The sequence below is a fragment of the Paenarthrobacter sp. genome (genome assembly GCF_031180005.1).
Lineage (GTDB): Bacteria > Actinomycetota > Actinomycetes > Actinomycetales > Micrococcaceae > Arthrobacter.
The window spans coordinates 76103-98476 of sequence record NZ_JAPSHI010000018.1; the positions used below are offsets into that span (position 1 = coordinate 76103).

Below are 22374 nucleotides of genomic sequence, written 5' to 3' on the forward strand. Positions count from 1 at the left end.
TACTGGGCCCGGTCCGGCGGCTACCGCACCGGTGGCATCTCCCTGGTGCCGTAATTCTCCCGTAAGGTGAAGCGGGAATCATCAGGCCCTCCGATCCATTGAAGAGAACATGAAAACTTTCGTACTTGGCGGCGGCTGCTTCTGGTGCCTTGATGCCGTATACCAGAAGACCCGCGGCGTCAGCTCGGTTGTATCCGGTTACACCGGCGGTCACGTCCGCAATCCCGATTACTACGAGGTGTGCTCCGGTACTACGGGCCATGCAGAAGTTGTCGCGGTGACATTCGATGAAACCGTTGTTCCGGAGGAAGTCATCCTGGACATGTTCTTCGCCCTGCACGACCCCACCACGCTGAACCGCCAGGGATACGACGTCGGAACCCAGTACCGATCCTCGATGTTCTACACAACAACGGAAGAGAAGGTGCTGTTCGAGGAAGCAATCGAGCGCGCCCAAGCCCTCTGGTCCGATCCGATTGTGACCGAGGTCAGCCGCCTTCCGGAGTTCCATGAGGCCGAGGAAGTCCACCAGAATTACTATGCGAAGTTCCCGTATCAGGGGTACTGCCAGGTGATCATTAACCCGAAATTGGCAAAGGCCCGGAAATATTACTCTGCATGGCTTACTGCTTAGCAGGGTTTCGATCCTGCTGGTTAGGCTGACCTCAGCATTCCCTCTTCAGAGATAGGCGTAATTTTCATGGCAAGGATCTACGACGACGTCACGCAGCTTGTCGGCCGCACCCCGCTGGTCCGTCTGAACCGGCTGACCGAGGGCCTCGACGCCACCGTTGCAGTAAAGCTTGAGTTCTATAACCCGGCCAACAGTGTCAAGGACCGTATCGGCGTGGCCATCATTGATGCTGCCGAGAAGTCCGGCGCCCTGAAGCCTGGTGGAACCATCGTCGAAGGTACCTCCGGCAACACCGGCATCGCGCTGGCCTTGGTGGGTGCAGCCCGCGGTTACAAGGTCATCCTGACCATGCCCGAGACCATGTCCACCGAGCGCCGGGTCATGCTGCGTGCGTACGGTGCGGAAATCGTCCTGACACCCGGTTCCGAGGGCATGCGTGGCGCCGTCGAGAAGGCACAGGAAATCGTCGCCAACACGGAGAACTCCATCTGGGCGCAGCAGTTCGCCAACGAGGCCAACCCGGCGATCCACCGCACCACTACTGCCGAGGAAGTCTGGGAAGACACCGATGGCGAAGTAGACATTTTTGTTGCCGGCGTAGGCACCGGCGGCACCATCACAGGTGTCGGCCAGGTCCTCAAGGAACGCAAGCCCGGCGTCCAGATTGTGGCTATCGAGCCCAAGGACTCCGCGATCCTCAACGGTGGAGCACCCGGTCCGCACAAGATCCAGGGAATCGGCGCTAACTTTGTTCCGGAAATCCTGGACACCAACGTCTACGACGAAGTACTGGACGCCACCTTGGAAGATTCAGTCCGCGTAGCCCGTGAACTCGGCGCGCGTGAAGGTATCCTCGGCGGTATTTCCTCCGGCGCCATCGTGTGGGGTGCATTGGAACTGGCCAAGCGTCCCGAGAACGCCGGCAAGTTGATCGTCGCCGTCGTGTGTGACTTTGGAGAGCGTTACATCTCCACAGTGCTGTTCGACGACATCCGCGGCTAACACTTCGCCCGCACGCCTTCATTTCCTGTAGAAAGGTCTTTGTGAGCTTCTTCGCAAGGCTTAAGGAAGACCTCGACGCCGCCCGGTCTCATGACCCGGCGGCTCGAGGCTCTTTTGAGAACTTTTTCGCATACTCCGGCCTGCATGCCATCTGGGCACACCGCGTGACCCACAGGCTGTGGCAGAATCCGGCCCTCCGTTTTCCTGCGCGCCTGATCTCCCAGCTGGCCAGGTTCCTTACCGGCATCGAAATCCATCCCGGTGCCACCATCGGCCGCCGCTTCTTCATCGACCACGGCATGGGGGTGGTGATCGGTGAGACTGCAGAGATCGGCGAGGACGTGATGATTTATCACGGAGTAACGTTGGGCGGACGTTCACTGGCCAAGGTCAAGCGGCACCCTACCATCGGCGACCGCGTAACCATCGGCGCAGGTGCAAAGGTCCTTGGTCCCATCACCATCGGTGCCGGCAGCGCTATCGGCGCCAATGCAGTGGTGGTCAAGGACGCGCCAGCGGAATCCATCATCACAGGCATTCCGGCCACATGGCGGCACCGCGATGCCAGGTCCGAAACGAAGCCTGCCGTGGACCCGGCAGAATATTACATCGAGTACCGGATCTAGCTGGCGAGCCTTCTGTAAAAATTCCAGAAGACTGCGTCGAAGGCGCGGTCCGGAAGAACCCTTCGCAGTGCCAGGACGCTCCAGGCTCCCCTACCCACCGGGTAGCGGGTCCTGGGGCGTTTTGCCGTTGCGGCCCGCACTATTCACTGTCAGTTCCCGACGGTTCAATAATGACGACGTCGATGCCGTGCGGCCCCAGCTCCAGGTGCAGGGAATCACTCATTCCCTCAACCGCGGAACTTCCTCTAGCCGGTGACAAGCGCGATACGGGATGCCATGACTGGTCTCCTTCAGCTGGGTACGGCAAAGGCCGGTCCCCACAGCGTAACTGGGAGGAACCGGCCTCTGACTTGAAGCTGCTGCTAGTGGGTGTCGACTGCCGAGATCTCGGACTTGTCTTCGCCCCACAGGGTGTGGAACGTGCCCTCGGTGTCCACGCGACCGTAGGTGTGTGCACCGAAGAGATCACGCTGGCCCTGGATCAGGGCAGCGGCAACGCGCTTGCGGCGCAGGCCGTCATAGTAGGCCAGCGAGGAGGAGAACACAGGTACCGGGATGCCCAGCTGGACTGCGGTGGCTACCACGCGGCGCCATGCCGGGAGTGCCTCCGCGATGGCCTTGGTGAAGGCAGGCGCGAACAGCAGGTTTGCGGGCTTCTCCTCAGCGGCGTAGGCCTTGGTGATGTCCTTGAGCAGTTCTGCCCGGATGATGCAGCCTGCGCGCCAGAGCGAAGCGATCTCGTCCAGCTTAAGGTCCCAGCCGTATTCCTTGGCAGCGGAGGTCAGCATGTCCAGGCCCTGAGCGTAGGAGACCAGCTTGGAGGCGTACAGTGCCTGGCGGACGTCCTCGACGAAGGTCTCGGGGACTTCCACGGAGGCTTCTTCGCCGGCGAGCAGTTCCTGGCCAAGCTTGCGCTGCTCGGCCTGGGAGGAGAGACCACGGGCAAAGACGGATTCGGCGATGCCGGAGATCGGGGATCCGAGTTCCAGTGCGGAGATGACCGTCCAGCGGCCGGTGCCCTTCTGGCCTGCAGCGTCCACGACGACGTCCACGAACGGCTTGCCCGTCTTGGCGTCAACGTGGCCCAGGACCTCGGCGGAGATTTCGATCAGGAAGGAGGACAGATCGCCCTTGTTCCATTCAGCGAAGATCTTGGACTGCTCGGCGGGCTCGATGCCGGCGCCGGACCGGAGGAGGTCGAAGGCTTCGCCGATGACCTGCATGTCGGCGTATTCAATGCCGTTGTGGACCATCTTGACGAAGTGGCCGGCGCCATCGGTGCCGATCCATGCACAGCACGGTTCGCCGTCGACCTTTGCGGAAATTTTCTCCAGCAGCGGGCCGAGGGCATCGTAGGACTCACGCGAGCCGCCGGGCATGATGGACGGGCCGTTCAGTGCGCCCTCTTCGCCGCCGGATACACCGACGCCGACGAAGTGGAGGTCCTTCTTGGCCAACGCGGCTTCTCGGCGGCGGGTGTCTTCATAGTGCGAGTTACCGGCGTCGATGATGATGTCCCCGGCTTCGAGCAACGGTTCGAGCTGCTCGATCACGTTGTCAACAGGGGCGCCTGCCTTGACCATGATGAGGACGCGGCGGGGCTTTTCGAGGGAGTCGACGAGTTCCTGCAGGGTTTCCGTGCGGATGAAGTCGCCGTCCGTGCCGTGCTTTTCGAGCAGGGCGTCAGTCTTTTCCACGGAGCGGTTGTGGAGAGCCACGGTGAAGCCGTTACGGGCGAGGTTGCGGGCCAGGTTGGCGCCCATCACCGCAAGGCCGGTGACACCGATGTGTGCTGACATTAAAACTCCAATTCGTTCGTGTACAAACAGTCCCGCCTACCCCCTGGGGGTACACAGGAAGCGATTTCAAAACCAGGGGCTGTAATAAACCATACGTATTTAAACCTTGGGCGGGAAAGCGGCGCCCACGTTTTGGAACGGTGCCGCGTCATAAACAGTCTATGATGCCGGCCCGGATGCAGCTGCGCACGGGACGTCCCCGCGCCACTATGCTTACCTCTATGTCAACCAGCCTCCACCACCGCGCCGTAGAGCATTTGGGCACCAGGATCGTCGGTGGCGCCCTTCCTACAGGCCACGTCATGCTGGCCGAGCATTTGGAGGACGAGCTCAATGTGTCGCGCTCCGTTGTCCGTGAAGCTGTCCGCGTGCTGCAGTCGCTAGGGCTGGTGGAGACCATCAAGCGAGTTGGCATCCGGGTCCTCCCCGCCAACCGCTGGAATCCATTCGATCCGCTGGTGATCCGTTGGCGGCTCGCCGGCGAGGGGCGTGGCGCGCAGTTGAGGTCGCTGGCCGAACTCCGTTCCGCCGTCGAACCTGTTGCAGCAGAGCTGGCCGCAGGAAACGCACCCGAAAGTCTCCGGCAGGAGTTGGTTGCCATTTCGCTGGCCATGAAGGAAGCCGGTGATGCCGGCGATATGGCCCGCTTTCTTGACCTCGATATCCGGTTCCATGCGCTGGTCCTCTCCGGCTCCGGGAACGAAATGTTTGCCAACCTTATTGGACAGGTCACTGAAACCCTCACCGGTCGCACCGTCCATGGGCTCATGCCGGAACACCCCCAAAAGCAGGCGCTTCAATGGCACATGGATGTTGCCCACGCAATTGACGCCGGCGACGGTTCCGTCGCCCGCGACGCCGCCGCCAAGATCATGCGGCAGACCATCGCGGAGCTTGCACCCAGCTGGAATGACCAGCCCCGCGTCTTCGTCCCGGTCGCTAAGAACTAGCTACGGCCGGAAGTTCAGCAGGACCTTTCCGGATTCGGCAGAGTTCTTCGCCACTTCGAAGGCTTCCAGGCCTTGGGCGAGGCCAAACTCGTGGGTCACCACGGGGTCGATATACAGCGAGCCATCAGCCAAGGCATCAATGACCTCATCGATTTCGTTGTTGAAGCGGAAAGAGCCAAGCAGTTCCAACTCGCGGGTAATGGCCAAGGAGATCAACACCGGCTGCGGTCCTGATGGCAGGAGCCCCACCATCACCACCTTGCCGCCACGGGTAGCACCCTTGACGGCCGAGGCCAGTCCGAAATGGCTGCCTGAGGATTCAATTACGACATCGGCATCCACGGCAGCAATGGCGTCCGCATCATCACCTTTAAGGACCTCATCGGCGCCAACAGCCCGCGCGATTTCCAGGGGCTTGTCATGCATGTCGACTGCGACGATTCGGGCCGCACCGGCACGCTTGAGAACGGCGACCACAAGCGCACCAATAGGGCCGCTGCCGATCACAAGCGTGGTCTTTCCTTTGACGTCTCCTGCGCGTCCTACCGCGTGCCAGGCAACGCTGGCAGGTTCCACCAGGGCGGCAGTGCGAAGGTGCAGGTTTTCCGGTAGCGGTCGCAGCATTCGCGTGGGCAGGTTGGCGTATCGGCTGAAAGCGCCGTCGGTGTGCGGGTACCGTGCGGCGCTGCCCAAATAGGTACAGCCCGGGGACAGGTTGGGCCGGTCCTCCGGGTATCTGACGTTACCTGAGGCAGGGCTGGCTGGATGGACAGCCACGGGCGTTCCCACGCCGGGGCAAGTACCATCGAATGCCTGCTGGACGACCACCCCTACGATTTCATGTCCAAGGACCATGGGTTCTTGGAGGACGGACTCCCCCGCAGCACCATGCAGCCAGTAATGCAGGTCTGACCCGCAGATCCCACCGTAGGCAACCTCTACTACCGCCTCATGGGGCGCCGGTGCCGTCAGCGGGATGTCCTCGATCCTGAGATCGCCCTTGCCGTGGGCAACTACAGCGGGGCCGGAGGCCGGAAGATGAATGCTCATCAGACCACCACTGTCATTCCGCCGTCGACGAAGATCGTCTGGCCGTTCACGAAATTGGATGCCTGAGAAGCGAGCCATACCGTCGGCCCGGCAAGATCTGCAACGGTACCCCACCGGTTGGCCGGGGTCCGCCCGAGGATCCAGGCGTTGAAATCGGCGTCATCCACCAGGTTTTGCGTCATTTCCGTGTGGATGTACCCGGGCGCTATGCCATTGATCTGTATACCGGAGGCAGCCCACTCTGCAGTCATGGCGCGGGTCAGGTTTCTGAGCCCGCCCTTGGCCGCCACATACGGTGCAATGGTGGGACGGGCAAGGTCCGTCTGAACCGAGCAGATGTTGATGATCTTCCCCTGTCCCCGGGCGATCATGTGCCTGGCCGCTTCCCGGCCCACAAGGAAGGCGCTGGTGAGATTTGTAGTGATCACGCGGTCCCAGTCCTTCACATCCAGGTCCAGCATGGGAACACGGTGCTGGATTCCGGCATTGTTCACCAGGATGTCAAGCGGACCCACGTTCTGCTCCACCCAGGCAATTCCGTCAGCGGCGGCCGTGGCGTCGGTGACGTCGAAGGCCAGGCTGTGGGTCCTTCCCTCCGGGTAGTCGGCAGCCATGGCCTGCCGGGCTGCTTCCAGCCGTTCGGCGTTGATGCCATTGAGCACCACGGTAGCTCCGGCATCCGCCAGCCCCTTGGCCAGGGCGTTGCCGATCCCCCGGCTTGAACCAGTGACCAAAGCAACCCGCCCGGTCAGATCAAAAAGTCCACTCATAGTTTGTACTTCATTCCTTCTTCAGTTGGGCAGGTTCTTCACCGGTCAGTTGCTGTTCGACGTCGCGGCTGCCACGCTCAGGTTTGCAATGGCCTGGCGGACGACGGCGAGGTCCTGGTCTCCGAGTCCTTGGCGCTTAAGTTCGGAATATAGATCGATTGCCGCCGAAGCCATGGGGACGGCAGAGCCAACGGCTTCAGCGCTGGTGAGGACGAAGCCCAGGTCCTTATGCATGAACTTGGCCGGCCCTGTTGGGGCATAGTCCTTGGCGGCCAAGCGGGGGCCAACGTTCTCCAGCACCCGGCTTCCGGCCAGCCCTCCCGAGAGGACCTCGTAAAGCGCCCGCACATCCATTCCGGAGCGTTCCGCGAGTTCGGCCGCTTCGGCGAGTGCCGCCGTCGTGGTTCCCACAATGAGTTGATTGCAGGCTTTGGCGAGCGACCCCGATCCAAGAGGACCCATGCGCCGCACGGTGGTCCCCATTGTTCCCAGGAGCGGCTCGAGCGATTCGAACTGGCTTTCGGTCGCGCCCACCATGATGGCAAGGCTTCCGTTTTGCGCCCCGGAGGTGCCACCGCTGACCGGCGCATCAACTACCGCGGCATGGCCGCCGGATGCCTGGTGAACAATCTCGCCGAACAGTTGGACTGCGGTTGGCGAGACGCTGCTCATGATGACGACGGCGGTGCCCGGCTCCGGTGACTCGTTCCGCCATGACTCGAGCAATTCCGTGGCCGCTTCCTCAATGAGGGGCAGGTCAGGAAGCATGAAGATGATGGTGTCCTCGTTGCGCAACTCTGCAACGCTGGCTGCTCGGCGGACGCCGGAGAGGCCCTCAAAAATGGTGTCGGAGCGGTTCCAGGCGGTGACGTTCCATCCTGCACCGGCGATGTTGGAGGCCATGGGCGCTCCCATGAGTCCTAAGCCTACAAAGCCCACTCGCTTGCTGGTCACGGTAGGTAACACCTCACTTCTTTGTGGTCATCTAGGAGATTTCTGTTCAATATCCTAGCCTCCATTCAGTATGATGAACACTATGACGACTGACGAACTTACCATCGCCATCGCTGTGCCGCTCGAAGCAGAGCACGTAGAGCTGATCCGCGCTGTAGATCCCTCCGTAACAGTTCTTTACGATCCCGAGCTTCTTCCGCCGGAAAGGTTTCCCGCCGATCACGCCGGCGATCCCGGGTTCAAACGCACACCGGAGCAGGAGGAACGCTACTGGGCCATGCTAAACAGGGCCCAAATCCTGTACGGCTTCCCCAACGAGAGCCCGGCCGGACTGGCGCGCATTGCCGGCAGCAACCCCCACCTGCAATGGATCCACGCCATGGCGGCCGGAGCCGGTGGCGCCGTCAAGGCTTCCGGGCTGGACACGGAAACCCTTCAAAAGTTCCGCGTGACAACATCCGCAGGTGTCCACGCGCTGCCCCTGGCAGAGTTCTCAGCCTTCGGCATCCTCAGCGGCTTCAAGCGCAGCGCTGAAATGGCGCAGGACCAGGCCGCCAAAATCTGGCCCGAGCTGAGGACGCCCACCAAGCTTGTCAACGGCTCCAAAGTGGTCATCGCGGGGCTTGGCGAGATTGGCATGGAGACGGCTCGAATCGCCCGGGCGTTGGGGATGAAAGTCAGCGGAACCAAGCGCAATGTTGAAGCCTTGGAGGGGATCGACGAGGTCACCACCAATGAGGGCCTCCCCGTCCTGCTGGCGGACGCCGATGCGGTGGTGAACACGCTGCCCGGCACCCCGTATACGGAGAAGCTGTTCAACAGGGACATCTTCTCCGCCATGAAGCCGGGAACCGTATTTGTCAACGTCGGCCGTGGAACCGTAGTGGATGAGGTCGCGCTGCTGGAAGCCCTTGACAAAGGCCAGGTCTCCTACGCCTGTCTCGACGTATTCGCGGTGGAGCCGCTTCCGCAGGACAGTCCTTTGTGGAATCACCCCAAGGTCCTGGTATCCCCGCACACCTCGGCATTAAGCACCGCTGAAAACCGGCTCATCACGGAACGTTTCTGCAGTAACCTGCGCATATTCCTGGACGGGGGCGACCTCCCCCACCTGGTTGATCCGGTCCACTTCTACTAGGCCGGAAACTACCATCCTGTGGCGCCAAACCACCTCTCGGACAACGTCTCGGTCATGGTCCTGACGTAAGTACTCGAGAGGTGGTTGTCGTCGAGGTACACATACACGTTGCCCACGATGCCCGGACACGACGTGCCGTCGCAGATCAGGTCCGTCATGTCCAGGATGGACAACCCCGTGAAGGTACCCTCCAACTGATCCAAGGGATTGCTTTCAGCAAGCACCGACGACTGATCTGGCCGGCAGCGTGGGTCCTCCACGCCGGACGCCATTGCGCACTCACTAGGGCTGAAGGAGAAGCGCGGGTTGTCCCTCATGGCGATGACCTCAATACCTTGGTCAGTCATCTCGCCAACCAGTTCGTCAAGACCCCAGGTGAGGTCTTCATCAGGCGAGTCCGGAACTGCTGCCGTCCCCACAAGGAAGACAGCATCGGGCTGATGGATACGGATGTGTTCCCTGACGTTTCGGTTGAAGGCGTTGCATTCGTCCCCTACCTCATCCGTTTCGGTCATGAAGGGACAAGCCCCGAATGTGATCGCCTGGACACGCCAATGGTGTTCCTTGGCCAGGGGGCCGATGGCTCCAAGCCACTGCAGCGAATGGGACTGACCCACCACAAAGACGGTCCTGCCGGCGTCAGCACCGACGTCGTTCTGCTGGCACTCTGCAAACAGCACCGGATCCATGGGGCGAAGATCTCCGGTACATTCGCCGTCGAGCCTTCCCCAATCTTCCGGCAGCTGCTCAGGGGTGGGCAGCGTCCGCGCGCCCTCGCTGACTAGAGCGACGTATCCGGGTAACAGCGCACGCGCCCCCGGGTTATCGTCGGCATCCTGCGTGGCGATGATGTTCTTCTCCGCTTGCTGTTGGAAGCCAAACTGCACCATCGGAGCGGCAGCGACCGCAAGACAAACAAATACAGCCAACGCCAGACGCCGGCGCTTGGCTTCCGGCCATTGCCATGCACGCAGGGGCTGCTCCACGAACCGGGTGGTGAGGAACGCGAGCAGTAGGGATGCACCCACGATCAAGGTTCCGGTCATTACGTCCGCGTGGTCTTGGCCAATCAACACCAGGGTAATCACCAACAGCGGCCAATGCCACAAGTAGAGGGCATACGACGTTGATCCCAGGCCTACCAACACCTTGGACGAAAGAATGCGGTCCACACCAAAGCGGCTTCCGGACTGCCCCGCGATGATGACGGCCACCGCCGCGAGGGTCGGCCACAAGGCCACAAAGCCAGGAAACGCGGTCTGGACCTGAAGAAGGGCGCCACAGCTCAGCATGGCAGCCACCCCTACCCAGCCAAGCACGCTTCGCAGGCCCCTGCCGGGCCGAAGATACGGAAGCAACAGCGCCACCAGCGTGCCCAAGGCAAACTCCCACAGCCGGGCAAAGGTATCGAAGTAGGCCAATTCCTGGTTGGCTGCCGTGAAATAGACCGAATATGTCAGCGAAACCGCAAAGATCAGGCCAAAGACTCCAAGCAACACGACCCTATAGCTCAGACCCAAACGTTGACAGACGAAGGCCGTTGCAACAAAGATGGCGGGCCAGAGGATGAATACCTGCCCTTGGATGGACAGCGACCAAAAGTGCTGAAAGGGGCTTGCCAGGCTATGGTCTGCCGCGTAGTAGTTGACCACCTGCCGCTGGAGCAGCCAATTTTCCACATAGAACAGCGAAGCCCATCCCTGGCTGAATATTTCGATCCAACGGGTGCGGGGAATGATGACGTACGTGGCCGCCAGAGTGCCAAGGAGTACCACGACAACGGCAGGCAAGAGCCGCCAGAAAAGATGTAACCAGTGCCGCACCAGTGACACTGGACGGGCATCCTCGTAGCGGTTTACGAAGTGCAGCGTCATCAGGAACGCCGAAATCAACAGGAAGACGTCCACTCCACCGGAAACCCGGCCGAACCAAATGTGGTACGAGACAACCATGAGTACGGCCAAGGAACGCAGGCCTTGGATCTCAGGCCGAAACGCGGTCTTCCCTGCCACGGACCGGACCTGCCCGGTACTTTCCGGTGAAGCAAGGCCCTTGGTCGCCGTCATCGACACGCTCCTCTATCGCTGCACCAATTCTGCACTGCCACCCGGGAATTTCCACCACACTCTGAGCGACTCATTTTGTGTTGAGGCGCAAAGCAGCGCGGCACCCTGTTGACAGAGGGTGCCGCGCTGATTAGTGGTTGTCTATTCCTTGAGCAGGCGCTTCTGCGGAAGCTACTTTGCGTCTTCGGTACTGACGAGATCCCTGCCTGCTGTCTCCGGGGTGAAGAACGTGGTGACGAAGGAGATGAGCGCCAGGACCAGGGAGTAGATGGCCAGGACCAGCCATGATTGATTGGTCGCAGCCAGCAGGATTGCACCGAGCAGGGGGGCTACACCACCAGCCAGCACTGCAGAGATTTCCCGGCTCATGGCCACGCCGGTGAAGCGGTACTGCGAGCCGAACAATTCTGGAAGGAGGGGGCACTGGGGGCCAAGCATCGACTGGACGCCAATTGCGATTCCGACGCTCATGACCACCCATACAAGAGTGACATTGCCGAGTGTGACCAGGTAGAAGGCAGGAACCGCGATGATTGCCTGGAACAGTGCGCCGTAGCGGTAGACGGGGACGCGACCAAACCTGTCGGACAACGCACCGAACGTAACCACCAAAATGGCGGAGAAACCGGCAGCGATCAAAAGCCCCGTCGAGCCAATCTGCGTGTTGCCTACGAACCCGCCACCAGCAGGCATACTCAAGAATGACACCAGCAACGCGGAGTAGATTGAAGAGTTTCCGTTCTCGCCCATACGTAGGCCAATACCCACAAGCACGTTCTTCTTGGAGTGCTTCCATAGCTCCCGGATGGGGCTTTTGACCACGTTCTTGTGCTTCTCCAACTCTTGGAAAGCTGGTGTTTCCTTCAGTTTGAGTCGAATCAGCACAGCGACCACAATCAGAACGAAACTTGCCAGGAACGGCACCCGCCAAAGCCAAGCGTGAACGGCTGTTTGGTCCGCCATCATGAGCACTGTAAAGGTGCCGGCTCCAAGGAGTGTGCCCAACTGAATGCCGACAAACGGCAATGAAGCGAAGAACCCACGACGGCTGCGCGGAGCCACTTCTGAAATCAGGGTGGTGGCGCCGGCCTGCTCGGCGCCGGCGCCGAGTCCCTGGATGATCCTCAGCGTAACCAGCAGAATCGCTCCGAGCATCCCTGCCTGTTCGAAGGTGGGCAGAAGGCCAATGGCAAAGCTTGCTGTTCCCATGAGCGCGATGGTGAGGATCAGTACCATCTTCCTGCCAAACCTGTCGCCGATGTAACCGAAGATCAAACCGCCAAATGGACGGGCAGCAAAGCCAACGCCGTAGGTGGCAAAAGATGCAATCAACGCACCGTCAGGGCCGAGCGGTGAAAAGAACAGCGGACCGAAGATCAGAGCTGAAGCTAAGCCGTAAAGGTAGAAGTCGTAGTACTCCAGCGCGGAGCCGACAGAGCTGGCCAGCGTAGCCCGCCGGAGCTGTTCCGGCTCAACTACAGCATCCTCAGCCTCGGCCGCGAGCTTTTCATTTGCACGAGTTATCACAAGCACTCCCTCAAAATCACCCCAGGCCCCCGTTGGCCCAGCGAGATAGTGATGGCATCACCGCCAAGATCACTATGATGAACAGCGTACAGCTTGCTGGACGCGCTGCCAAGGTTGTAATCAGATTTATTTCGAGAAAGTGGGAACGTGCTAACCCATGGGGTTACCTAGGGAACGCGCCAACTCTTTGAGTTCCTTAACCATGAGGGCACCCTGCTCCTCCGAGTAGGTGGCCTTGAGTGCCGTCACGGACAGGCCCAGGCTTGGGCCATGGGCCCCGTGGGTAGGGACCGGCACGGCCAGGCAGACTACACCCACCGTGGACTCCTCATCCTCGAAGGCATACCCCTGCTTGCGGATGGTGGAAATCTGGGCCTTGAGTTCCTCCGCAGTCTTGAGGGAGTTTGCGGTCATGGTGGGCAACTCCATGCCATCCGGGAACATTGCATCAATATCGTGATCGTGAAGCTGGGCAATCAGTGCCTTGCCGACGCTGCAGAGCGAGACGGGCATCTTGTCGCCGATGTTGGACGTCAACCTGACCGCTGGATGACCCTCGTACCGAGCCAGATAGATGACATGGTCGCCGTCGAGCATCGCGATTCTCACAGTCTCCCCGGAGAGTGTGGGCGCTTGCTCACAGTACTTATAGAACTCTTGCACCTCGTCCAGGCGGCTAAGGTAGGCAGCTCCCAGTTCCACAAGCTTCCTCCCCAAGGCAAAGTCCGCACCCTGGCGGGTGATGAGGCGCGCCTCTTCCAGTGCCAACAGCAGGTTGGATGTAGAGGACTTGGGAATTCCGAGTTCACGCGAGAGGTCGCTCAGCGTCAAACGGCCCGTTGGGGACTCAGCGAGCACCTCCAGCACGGCCGCAGCGCGGGTGACAGCAGGCGCCGGCGACGAAGCGCCCAGCCCTTCGGAACGGGAGGTGCGGGAATCGGCCATGATTCTCCTTCGACATCGCAAATCGGCTGTTCATTCTGCTGAACAATACTCATCATAGTGGAATTGGGGTGCCACAGCAGGGTCAGATGAGCCCCGCAATACGACGCTGGTGAGACCGTACTTTCCAAACCCAAAAGTTCTCTGTATATTCATCTTCGAGCTCTCCACCGCGGCATCCCCCAATAGTCGTGGTGGAGAGCTCATCCATTTCCTGCGCCAGGCTACGCAGCAGCGAGCTCCTCGCCCCGAAGACGCCAGCCCCCACCAGTTCCGTCCCTCACCAATTCCCACGTTGCAATGCCGGATCGTGGGTTGTTCCCCAGACGGACCTGGACTTGCCAGACTTCAATATCAACCCGCCCTTGCCCCCTTGGCATCCGCCGGGACTGCTCCCACCAGGCAACGCGCTCAAACCAGCGCACTGGTTCCACCACCATGCGCCACTCCCGGCCGCCCCTCATGATGATGGCCTGCGCGTCTGGCTCAACCGTGGGGATGTAAACGTGCTCCATGGAAGAAAGCGTAGGGTGGGGGTCTGACATTCAAGATCTGGGTTAGCGGCCAAAATGTGTGTACGTGATTGGCTTGGTTGTCAGTTTCCGCGCGGGTTGTAGGGGCATCCACATGCTTTGAAAGTATGTGGATTGAACGGCACGACGAGTGCGGGACGAACAAGATGGCGTTGTAAGTCCTGTGGTGCATCGAGTACGTAGTCCAGGATTGATGTCACGAGGAAGGCCGAGTTCACCGCATTCCTGGCTTGGATCACAGGCAAGCAACGTCAAGGCGCGCACGCAGCCTCGGAACGGACCCTCCGGCGCAGGAGTATCTGGTGCTGGAACGTAGTCCCGCAGGCAGCTGTGACCGGGGAGATCCACCCCGTGGTCGATGGCACGTACTTCAATGGCTGGTGCGTCCTGGTCGCCTACGCGGGCCGGCACGTCATCGCCTGGCAGTGGTGTGACCGGGAAAAGCACGCCTTATGGGCGGCGCTGCTGCAGCAGATCCCGGCACCGCTCGTCGCCGTCGTGGACGGCCACAAAGGCCTGGAGAGCGCACCGCGGGAACACTGGCCCGAAACGAAAGTCCGACGGTGTCTTTTCCACATCCGCCAGAACATCCGCACCCACCTGATGATGCGCCCGAAACTGGAAGCCGGCAAGGAACTGCTGGCCCTGGCCAAGGCCCTTACGCACGTCACGGACCTTGACCAAGCCGCAGCCTGGACCGGGGAGTTCGCCACCTGGAGACCCGACCAGTCCGCTGGAGGGCGGAATCAACGCAGGGCTCAAACACCTTCTTCTAAGAGAAAATTGCGGCTGAAGAAAGCGATGTAGGGAGCCGTGGTTCTCCAAAGGCCTAACGGCACAAGGCCGGAACATCATCAACCGAGCGAATTTCGGCGCCGCCTCTGCCACCGGGTTGATATTCGCACCACTCCTCGGCGAAGGCTTGTACAGCAACCCAAACTATAGGGGCGGATGCTGCTACAACGAGGATGATGGCCAAGCCCGCCCATACCCACGTTTTACGGGTGGTGACGCTTCGTCGCATCATCACGAATGCCACTAAGCCGGCCAAAAAGGTGGACAGAACGGCACTGACTTGCAGCGCCTGGTTCGACGTAGCCCCGGTCCCGGTGAAGACGGACATGATGGTGGCCCCAGCGATAAGAGCGGATGGAATCGCGGGCAGAATTGCCAGTGAGCAGAAGATCGTAGCCAGGACCACGGCTAGACGTGGTCGATCAGGTCTTACCCTGGCAAATTCGGTGTCCAATATTCCCCCAAGTGTTCGTTGCCCGACGCTACCAGACCACCGCCCCACACTGTTCTGCATCCGGCAGCTCACTTCGTCCCGTAAGCGGTGGCTAACGAGCGCCTCCGCGTTCGATTGGAGATCCCTGAACGTGCGCATAGCGCCCTGTGATCCACCGACTAAAGGGCGCATTCGGGATGGCGGAGATCAATTAAAGCCGGTCGAATGTTAGCGGCCATGAAAAACTGCCTATAGGCGGCCACGAAAGTGCCCACTGACGGCCAGTAAAACTGCCCACCGGTGGCGATAAGATCTGCCCACTTCCTTACTGAACCGACCGCGCCCTAAGCGGCGGGAGCCTCTCACTGGGGTTTGATGACGGTGTCTAAGCGCACCAAAAGCGAACCAGGAAGAGGCCCTGTATGAAGTCTGACGGAGAAATCATGGAAAGTGGTGACGTGGTGGTTGTGTGCAGGCGGTCAGGTGGGTCCCGTCGTCCACTTGTGTGCGGGAAAAGCCCGAAGGATTTAGCTTTTGCCTTGCACCAGTGGACGAGGGGCCAGATACGATTCTTGACGATTGCTGATCAGGAACAATCGGCTTCTAGTTTGTCACCGGATCTGTCGTGGAAGCGTTCTTCTTGATCCATCCATATGGATGCAAGTTATCTCCTCCCCGCCAAAATCCGCCGTAGTTCCAAGACTGGTTTTCCGCCATCTCGATGACACGGAGGACGGCGTCAGCAATCTGGTGATTTGGGAGATCTCCGAACACCGCAGCCCGAACGTCTTGGTCACCTTCGAACCGCTGGATAACCGGTTCGACTCTGTGCTGATGGTAGGCCGCACAACTTGGATAGAACGCAGCTGATGATGATCCGTCGCCGACTGCCGCTAAGGACAGACAACACCATAGAAAATCAAACTGACACAGGGAATCAAGAAACTCCTCCACGGAATCGGCGGTATCCGGTAGCTGAATGTCCGGTCGGAGCTCGGGGTGCTCCAGAAGCAATTCTGCGGAGAAAGCTATGAGATTTCCGCCCTTCCCCGATTCATCAGATCGAATAAACAGATTCGCGCGGGAGGCCTCCGTTAGGCCATGCCGGATCCACGACCGATATGAGTATGTGTCGTCACCAATTCGTCGCAGAACGATGAGCGGGATTGCTTCGTACATCCCACTGCGGACGGCTGCGGCCCCGACCGCCATTATGCGAAGAACTATTTCTAGCCACTTAGCCGGCGCCCCCGGCTTTCCATTCGTCCTGGTTGGAGCAAGGAGGTGGGTTTGGTACAAGTCATAGAGAACGTCCATGGATTGCTTCACTACGGCCAAGTCACTGAGCAAAAGGGCTTCCACCGCAGCTGCTGCAACCCGATTCAGGGTTGTCGTTTGCTCTTCGTCAGCGGCTGAAAGATAGACACTTTTCGCAGTTATGAGGAAGCGCCGAATTATCCGCTCATTGTCTTGAAGCAGAGCAGCTCGAACCGATTCCGTGAAAGTTGTAGCGTCCATGGCAAGATCCGGCACAACGGGCGAAGGCGCGGCCGATGCGCCAAAGCCTTGGACCACTCGCCGCAGCAACTCGTCACTGTCGTGGCGGGCATCAGCACGTTCGTAGTCTCTGAAATTACTTAGAACTTGTCTCCACGTCTGATGCGTGACCAATGCGTTCGTGGTTCCCATCCGGGTGAAGACCGTACCTTCGTTAAACCGAACGATCGGCTTTCCGCCAGCTGGGCTAGGCACCATTCCTGCCTTGGACATAACAGCGGGAATGCCATCCGCTGGCGGCGCTATGTAGATGACCACCATGCACGCCTGGACGCCCTTGACCGTAAGCGTGTGCACCTGGGACCGAATATCCACTGGCGCATCAACATATCCTCTAACGATCTGAGTGAGCGCTGCGGAGTCGAACATCTCTTTCGTAGGGACAACCGCGTCCTGCGCGGGAGTACCATCGTCGTTTGCTCCAATTACGAGGTACCCACCTCGAGGCATGTTCATCATGGCCGCGCAGTCTTTGACGAAATCGAGTTTCTTGATCGGTTCGCGAAGGTCCAGTTCTTTCTTGAAATCCAAGTAGGGTTTTTCCGCGCCAAGAGCAAGAAGCTCCCCGAGCTTTTCCTCGCCAACCTTGCCGTCATAAGTAAAGGGGGGTACAGGCCCGGGCAGCCCGGATGCAGCTTCGCTCATCCCCTGATCTTAGGTAATGACTCCACCAACGCGCCGTAGCTTCGTTAGTCGAGTTCAGGGTCCGCTGTCGAGCTTCGCTTCCAGTCGATTCCATCGAGGAGGTAAGTCATGGATACGGTAAAACGATCCAGAGGTTTTCCACTGAGCTCTTCGGCACGACCTGGAACAGGCTCGATGTCTATAACCTGCTTGAACGGGTCGCCGGCGGCAGCAACGGTAAAACTGGCGGGAAGCGGGACTATGGGTTTGAGCCTTGAATCAAGAGAGATGCTTTTAATGACGGCGTCGTACCTAGAGTGGTTCTCCACTACTACGTAGATACTGTTCATCTCCTGTGTAGCGTCCTGTCCGAAGCCACCGCCGCCTCTAAGGGAGACCTTCACCCTGTCCGCCTCTGTGACCCGCTGCCGGTCACGTTCAGCCGCTTCTGCCACTTCCTTTTGATGTTCCTCTTTACGAGACCGCTCGCGCTCTGCTTGGTCTGAGCGAAAGCTGCTAACGGCCCAAAGCAGCGTAAGAACTGTTGCTATCGCTCCAAACCACGTCCCGGTCGCTTCAATCCAATCCGGCGTCCAATTCTTGACCAGCAACAGAGCGAACGATGCCCCAAGAGTGAGCCCACCGAGCCCCCAGATAGCGTGAACGAGGACTCTAATTTGACGTGAAGGCACCGCTCCAGAGTAGCGACAGATTATGCCTATCCGTTCGACTGTTGCTTGGCGAGGGCGCGGCTTACGCTCATCCGTCCCACGCCGAGTACCTGGGCGATTTCTGTGATGGGTGTTTTCGTCGCGTGCATGGTGCGGGCTGCTTCCACCTGTGCGGGGGTCATCGTGGAAGGCCGGCCGCCCACGCGGCCGCGAGCACGGGCGGCTTCGGGTGTTGGCCAAGTGCCGGCGGGTTGGTGCGCAGCTTCTCCGCCCATCCGCTGAGCCGGGATTTCAGTTGTGCCAGTTCGTGTTCTCCGACGCCGTACTCCTGCACTCGAATAGTGCTGGAGATGCGCTTTACTTGGTCGAGCTGCGCGGCGAACATTCCGACGTCGAAACCGGGGTCGCGGTCAGCTGCGATGTCGAGCAGTTGCCCGTCAGTGAATCGCTTGGATTCCCTGATGGCATCAAGGTCAAGGTAGTCGCGGACTTCAGCGCGGCTGTAGACAGCAACGACTTTGCTTCCCACGGCGTCCTCCAGGCTCAGGACCGGGCCGATGGAAAGGGTTACCGGCTCGGCTGCGCGCCAGTCGACGCCAAGGTCCACTTCCACAGTTTGGCCGGCAGGGGATGCGACAGAGAAGTTCGCGAACTGCGGTGCGTTGCGCACCTCCACTACCTCGAGGCCACGCTCCCGCATCGCGGCCGTGAGGCGTTGTGTTGAAAGCGCGAAAGCCTCGGTGGTGGTGACGGAGGTGAACAGGTCGATGTCCTGTGTGGGACGGTCGATGATCCCGTGTTCCCTTATGGCTCCGGAGCCTGCCAATGCGAAGCCTCCGCTGGCCAAAGCATCAAGCGCCAGGCGCGTGACATCACGTTGGTAATCGACGTCCGACATTAGGAGTGCCGCGCCAGCTGCGGGAATTTGTTCTCCCACAAATCGCGGACGCGAACAGGAAGCATCAGCTCGTCCCACACCTTCATCAAGAGGCCGGCGTTGAGCAGCTGCTCCTGGTCTGCCCGCGTACCTTCCCGCAGGATCGCCTGATAGGCCTTGAACACACCTTCGGGTTGCCCTAGATCGCAGTCCGCCTGCGGACCCCAGTACACGTGGTGAGGCAGCGTCAGAACGCCCTCCCCCGGCCCCTGCAGGGCATCAAGGCTTCCGGCCACCTCGTAGGGGATCACGTCCTGTATCAGGACCCGTGGCTCGTTCGAGTGGTCGCCAGTGCGCCTGGGCTTGAGGGTCGGCATTGGTCTCTCCTGTAGACGCGGCGGAAGTTGCCGCTGCGCTTAGGTTAGCAAGAGTGCACGAAACTCAACACAGCGTGCCGTTGTTCATTCTTAGGTTTCGTGCAGTCTTTCGTGCAAAAGCTGGTGATTGAAGGCCCCTACATGTGTCATTTTCAGAAGCTAACTGCACAAATGTCAGAAGTCCCCTGCACGGCCCCCGTTTGGGGCTTGTCTAACAGCTGCGCCGAGTCCTAGGTTCCAAGCGATGGCTCGCTTTCACGGGCACCTACCCTGGCGTCGTCTCGGCTGAAAGAACTGATGTCCAGCGTTAGGCTGCCCAAGCCAGATTGGTTTGGCCCCTTGGGGAAGTTGCCTTCTCCGTGTGAACAGAAGTTGGCTACGGAATGTCCGAAGCGATCTGCACTGCCAAACGGTGTTACGGCACAGAATCTTGCCAGCAAGGGCCTTAGAATACAGAGACATTGGATGTGGGATGACGTGGAGTCACAAAAAATTCTCCCGCAGGGGAGAAATTAGCGCTAATGTCGTCGCAAGGACCAGGCCAATGGGGCGGGTGCAGCGAAAGGACGAACTGCCGTGGCAATGATTCAGTGTCGTGAGTGCGGTAACACGGTTTCGGATTCAGCACGCACATGTCCGAATTGCGGAATTGATTCGCCTGGTGGGTCGTGTGAACTTGTTATAATTCGTCCAAGTCTTGGCGGTGGAGCCATAGGGCTGACTGTCTATGTGGACAATACGTTGTACGGAGACATCAAAGCTCGAAAATCAATGACGATACCGGTTTCAGCTGGCCAGCACCATGTCCTCGTAGAGACATCACGCGGGAAGACCGGAACGACCACAATTGACGTAACCCCTCAATCTCCGGGGAAGCTCACTCTCGGCATCAGTCAGCTTACCGGTGGAGTCAAGTTCTCCTAGAGGTACCCTGAGCCGACAGGAGCGATTTGTCCAGCACGAGGCCTTCCGTTTTGCCTGATGTCCGCGCCTGCTTCTGCACCTCTCCCACTGAGCGGACGGATTCAGTTGCCTAAGCAGGTTACGGCTTCTGTCGCCGTCGCACTCTTGGTGGCCGTGCTTATCGGCGCCATATTACGCAAGACTGTTCCCGCCTATGGAGGTGCCCGTTCATGGGCTGACTTTGGAAAATATTCTGCGCCAGATGGAATTGCTAATTGGATTTCACCAGCGCTTGTCCTCGTAGCATCAGCTCAGCTACAGGATGGAGTATTTCCGATACTGCGCGGTGTTAGTTTCCAAACGTGGTGCATCGTGTCTGTTGTAGCTGGTCTGGTCTCGACATTGACGGCGGGACCAGTCCTGCGCACTGCGCGAGACCTCGTACTTTCGTTGTGCGCTGGTCTGCTGGCTGTTGTCATGGTTTGGGAATACGTTACTGCTAGTCAAGCATCTCCACTGCCCGCAACCGCCATGATCAGTATCTTCGCACTCATGTTTCTGGTGGGTGTGGTCCTCAACATTCTGAGAACCTTCAATATCCCGAGGCTTGGCCTCGCTGCCCTGGGGGCTGTAGAAATACTGCTCTTCTTGATTTATCCCTTCAACATCGAGGTTCTCCTCGAAGCACCTATTGAATTGAACCTCCTCTTGCTCGTGGTTGCTGGGCTACTCGGTGCTGCCGCGGCAGCAGCGCCCTCCTTCCTGATACCGCTCGCCGGCATAGCGATTTTCGCCTCGGAAATCGGTGTCAACGTCTACCTGTGGATTAGCGCTCAGGGCCGCCCAAGTGACGTTGACTGGACAGGGGCCACAGTAATCATCGGAACTCAGGTAGGCGCGGCCTTGGGTCTCCTTGTTCGAGGACTTGGCCGCAGCAGACTTTAGGTACAGGCCTAAACCGCAGATGAAGTCGAACCTAGACTGCCCCCAACAGATCGACGCTCCGCCCAGGGGTAGAGGTTGGCTGGGCCGACGGCCCGGCCTAGCCATAAGGCCCACGTCATAACCGTGCAGGCGACTCAGAAACGCGCCCTCTGGGCAGAGGACTCTGGAGCAGAAGGGAGTGCCTTGCACGGCACTTCTGACATTTCCGTGTCCATACTCGTTTGCACCAACCCCGGGATTCCGCGAGATCAAGTGCAGCTGGCTTCTGAAAATGACATGGGAAGTGTCGTTTTCAGAAGCTGACTGCACTGAATGTCAGAAGTCGACTGCACTGGCGAACAGCCTTGAGGGAGCATCTGGGATTGCAGTGAAGTTCGAAGACTTATGCGCGCGAGTCGTTCGAAAATGCCCTGCAACTTGCGACGGACCATGAACTGTGGACTGTTGATCGACGTAGCGGGTCCCAAATCACGGTCCTCACATCATTCCCTAGTACAGATGGAACACGTTTTCCAGACTCCACATAATAAAAATTGCAATCGCAAAAGGGGGCACAAGATAGAGCACGAACATACTGCCGCCACCTCTGCCCGGAGGCCTGTACCGCTTTGTCATTTCATTCCTTCTCATCCGAGCAAGCTTCTGCGAACGCCCTATCCCGATGTGGGGAACTTTACCCGACCGCTTCAGGCACCAAGACTGGCGGATAAGGCCATTTCCCGAAGTTCACGAGGCCATAGCAGAGGGCTGCCAACAGTCCGGAGATTCCGTCCTGAACCACTTGAGACGGATTCAGTCAGTCGGGACGCGAGGCATGAAGTGCCCCGACCCATGCCCGATAGAGGATCCTTGGCCGGACATGGCGTGGCGGCTCGATAGAAGTCCACTTCATTTCTTCGATTGCGCCACATATGCTCAGATCGAACCTGCCCAAGATGCGTATACCCGGTAAGTGCGTGTCCTGCCCGTAGTTTGGTGAGGGTGGTTGCCTGTTCGAGCCAGGCCAGGTCCGGGAGGACCACCGCTCTACGGGAGCGATCGGGGACTCCGCCCAACTCCAAGCGCCCGTATGCCGATCCGTTACCGGGCAGCCGTGCTGGTCCGTACAAGCCAGTCATTAACTAGGGCGGCGGTGATTTCCGGGCGTTCAAGATGAGCGTTATGGCCAGCGGAATCCAGTACCGCGTAGGTTCCTCGGACG

The 22374-nt window shown here is 59.5% G+C and carries 21 protein-coding genes and 1 pseudogene; 8 read left to right on the forward strand and 14 right to left on the reverse strand.

Annotation, left to right across the window (positions count from 1 at the left end):
* Positions 1 to 109: 109 nt before the first annotated feature.
* The 3 genes from msrA (at position 110) to epsC (ending at position 2262) form a co-directional block, all read left to right on the forward strand.
* Positions 110 to 634 carry a peptide-methionine (S)-S-oxide reductase MsrA gene (gene msrA, locus RIF72_RS14010; RefSeq protein WP_011775087.1) on the forward strand — a complete coding sequence of 175 codons (525 nt, stop codon included), beginning with the start codon at positions 110 to 112 and terminating at the stop codon, positions 632 to 634.
* A gap of 66 nt (positions 635 to 700) precedes the next feature.
* Positions 701 to 1636: a cysteine synthase A gene (cysK, locus tag RIF72_RS14015; RefSeq protein WP_017200618.1), complete on the forward strand. Its 936-nt coding sequence runs from the start codon at positions 701 to 703 to the stop codon at positions 1634 to 1636.
* A gap of 41 nt (positions 1637 to 1677) precedes the next feature.
* Positions 1678 to 2262, forward strand: coding sequence for a serine O-acetyltransferase EpsC (gene epsC / locus RIF72_RS14020; RefSeq protein ID WP_309075467.1), 585 nt, complete (start codon positions 1678 to 1680; stop codon positions 2260 to 2262).
* Here epsC and RIF72_RS14025 read toward each other — a convergent pair.
* Positions 2259 to 2497 (reverse strand): annotated as a pseudogene (locus RIF72_RS14025) (short-chain dehydrogenase/reductase); the annotation flags it as partial. The gene epsC and the pseudogene RIF72_RS14025 overlap by 4 nt on opposite strands.
* 127 nt (positions 2498 to 2624) lie before the next feature.
* Positions 2625 to 4061, reverse strand: a complete 1437-nt coding sequence (gene gndA, locus RIF72_RS14030) for an NADP-dependent phosphogluconate dehydrogenase (RefSeq protein WP_309075468.1) — start codon at positions 4059 to 4061, stop codon at positions 2625 to 2627.
* Positions 4062 to 4282: 221 nt separating this feature from the next.
* Between gndA and RIF72_RS14035 the strand changes: the two genes are divergently transcribed.
* The gene (locus RIF72_RS14035; protein ID WP_309075469.1) at positions 4283 to 5011 is read left to right on the forward strand and encodes an FCD domain-containing protein; all 729 of its coding nucleotides are present in this window, start codon (positions 4283 to 4285) and stop codon (positions 5009 to 5011) included.
* Here RIF72_RS14035 and RIF72_RS14040 read toward each other — a convergent pair whose 3' ends face one another.
* From RIF72_RS14040 to RIF72_RS14050, 3 genes are read right to left on the reverse strand one after another with little or no spacing between them, the layout of a single operon-like run.
* A complete protein-coding gene (locus tag RIF72_RS14040; RefSeq protein ID WP_309075470.1) occupies positions 5012 to 6061 on the reverse strand; it encodes an L-idonate 5-dehydrogenase in 1050 nt (349 codons plus the stop codon).
* A complete protein-coding gene (locus RIF72_RS14045) occupies positions 6061 to 6831 on the reverse strand; it encodes an SDR family NAD(P)-dependent oxidoreductase (RefSeq protein ID WP_309075471.1) in 771 nt (256 codons plus the stop codon). The genes RIF72_RS14040 and RIF72_RS14045 overlap by 1 nt, the downstream gene beginning before the upstream one ends.
* Positions 6832 to 6876: 45 nt before the next feature.
* Positions 6877 to 7785, reverse strand: coding sequence for an NAD(P)-dependent oxidoreductase (locus RIF72_RS14050; RefSeq protein WP_309075472.1), 909 nt, complete (start codon positions 7783 to 7785; stop codon positions 6877 to 6879).
* Positions 7786 to 7855: 70 nt separating this feature from the next.
* On the opposite strand from RIF72_RS14050, the gene RIF72_RS14055 reads away from it, so the two are divergent.
* Positions 7856 to 8923, forward strand: coding sequence for a D-2-hydroxyacid dehydrogenase (locus RIF72_RS14055; protein ID WP_309075473.1), 1068 nt, complete (start codon positions 7856 to 7858; stop codon positions 8921 to 8923).
* Between the two features lie 8 nt (positions 8924 to 8931).
* Here the strand turns inward: RIF72_RS14055 and RIF72_RS14060 are convergent, their stop codons facing one another.
* From RIF72_RS14060 to RIF72_RS14075, 4 genes are all read right to left on the reverse strand, one after another.
* Positions 8932 to 10989: an acyltransferase family protein gene (locus RIF72_RS14060; protein ID WP_309075474.1), complete on the reverse strand. Its 2058-nt coding sequence runs from the start codon at positions 10987 to 10989 to the stop codon at positions 8932 to 8934.
* Positions 10990 to 11160: 171 nt separating this feature from the next.
* On the reverse strand, positions 11161 to 12522 hold the full coding sequence (locus tag RIF72_RS14065; RefSeq protein ID WP_309075475.1) for an MFS transporter: 1362 nt from the start codon (positions 12520 to 12522) through the stop codon (positions 11161 to 11163).
* 144 nt (positions 12523 to 12666) lie between these two features.
* Positions 12667 to 13461 carry an IclR family transcriptional regulator gene (locus tag RIF72_RS14070; RefSeq protein WP_091468065.1) on the reverse strand — a complete coding sequence of 265 codons (795 nt, stop codon included), beginning with the start codon at positions 13459 to 13461 and terminating at the stop codon, positions 12667 to 12669.
* 221 nt (positions 13462 to 13682) lie between these two features.
* Positions 13683 to 13973: a hypothetical protein gene (locus tag RIF72_RS14075; protein WP_309075476.1), complete on the reverse strand. Its 291-nt coding sequence runs from the start codon at positions 13971 to 13973 to the stop codon at positions 13683 to 13685.
* Between the two features lie 348 nt (positions 13974 to 14321).
* Here RIF72_RS14075 and RIF72_RS14080 point away from each other — a divergent pair, with 348 nt between their 5' ends.
* A complete protein-coding gene (locus tag RIF72_RS14080; protein WP_309075477.1) occupies positions 14322 to 14798 on the forward strand; it encodes a transposase in 477 nt (158 codons plus the stop codon).
* Between the two features lie 1024 nt (positions 14799 to 15822).
* On the opposite strand, the gene RIF72_RS14085 is transcribed toward RIF72_RS14080, so the two are convergent.
* From RIF72_RS14085 to RIF72_RS14105, 5 genes are all read right to left on the reverse strand, one after another.
* Positions 15823 to 17421, reverse strand: coding sequence for an ATP-binding protein (locus RIF72_RS14085; RefSeq protein WP_309075478.1), 1599 nt, complete (start codon positions 17419 to 17421; stop codon positions 15823 to 15825).
* Positions 17422 to 17465: 44 nt separating this feature from the next.
* A complete protein-coding gene (locus RIF72_RS14090) occupies positions 17466 to 17855 on the reverse strand; it encodes a hypothetical protein (protein WP_309075479.1) in 390 nt (129 codons plus the stop codon).
* A gap of 263 nt (positions 17856 to 18118) precedes the next feature.
* Positions 18119 to 18253: a helix-turn-helix domain-containing protein gene (locus RIF72_RS14095; protein WP_309075480.1), complete on the reverse strand. Its 135-nt coding sequence runs from the start codon at positions 18251 to 18253 to the stop codon at positions 18119 to 18121.
* A complete protein-coding gene (locus tag RIF72_RS14100) occupies positions 18250 to 18969 on the reverse strand; it encodes a nucleotidyl transferase AbiEii/AbiGii toxin family protein (protein WP_309075481.1) in 720 nt (239 codons plus the stop codon). Before RIF72_RS14100 ends, RIF72_RS14095 begins: the two co-directional genes overlap by 4 nt.
* The gene (locus RIF72_RS14105; RefSeq protein ID WP_309075482.1) at positions 18969 to 19325 is read right to left on the reverse strand and encodes a transcriptional regulator; all 357 of its coding nucleotides are present in this window, start codon (positions 19323 to 19325) and stop codon (positions 18969 to 18971) included. Before RIF72_RS14105 ends, RIF72_RS14100 begins: the two co-directional genes overlap by 1 nt.
* Positions 19326 to 19907: 582 nt before the next feature.
* Here RIF72_RS14105 and RIF72_RS20140 point away from each other — a divergent pair.
* Together RIF72_RS20140 and RIF72_RS14110 are read left to right on the forward strand one after the other, a co-directional pair.
* On the forward strand, positions 19908 to 20249 hold the full coding sequence (locus tag RIF72_RS20140) for a zinc ribbon domain-containing protein (protein ID WP_375164233.1): 342 nt from the start codon (positions 19908 to 19910) through the stop codon (positions 20247 to 20249).
* A 510-nt stretch (positions 20250 to 20759) separates the two neighbouring features.
* The gene (locus RIF72_RS14110) at positions 20760 to 21173 is read left to right on the forward strand and encodes a hypothetical protein (RefSeq protein ID WP_309075483.1); all 414 of its coding nucleotides are present in this window, start codon (positions 20760 to 20762) and stop codon (positions 21171 to 21173) included.
* Positions 21174 to 22374: the final 1201 nt, after the last annotated feature.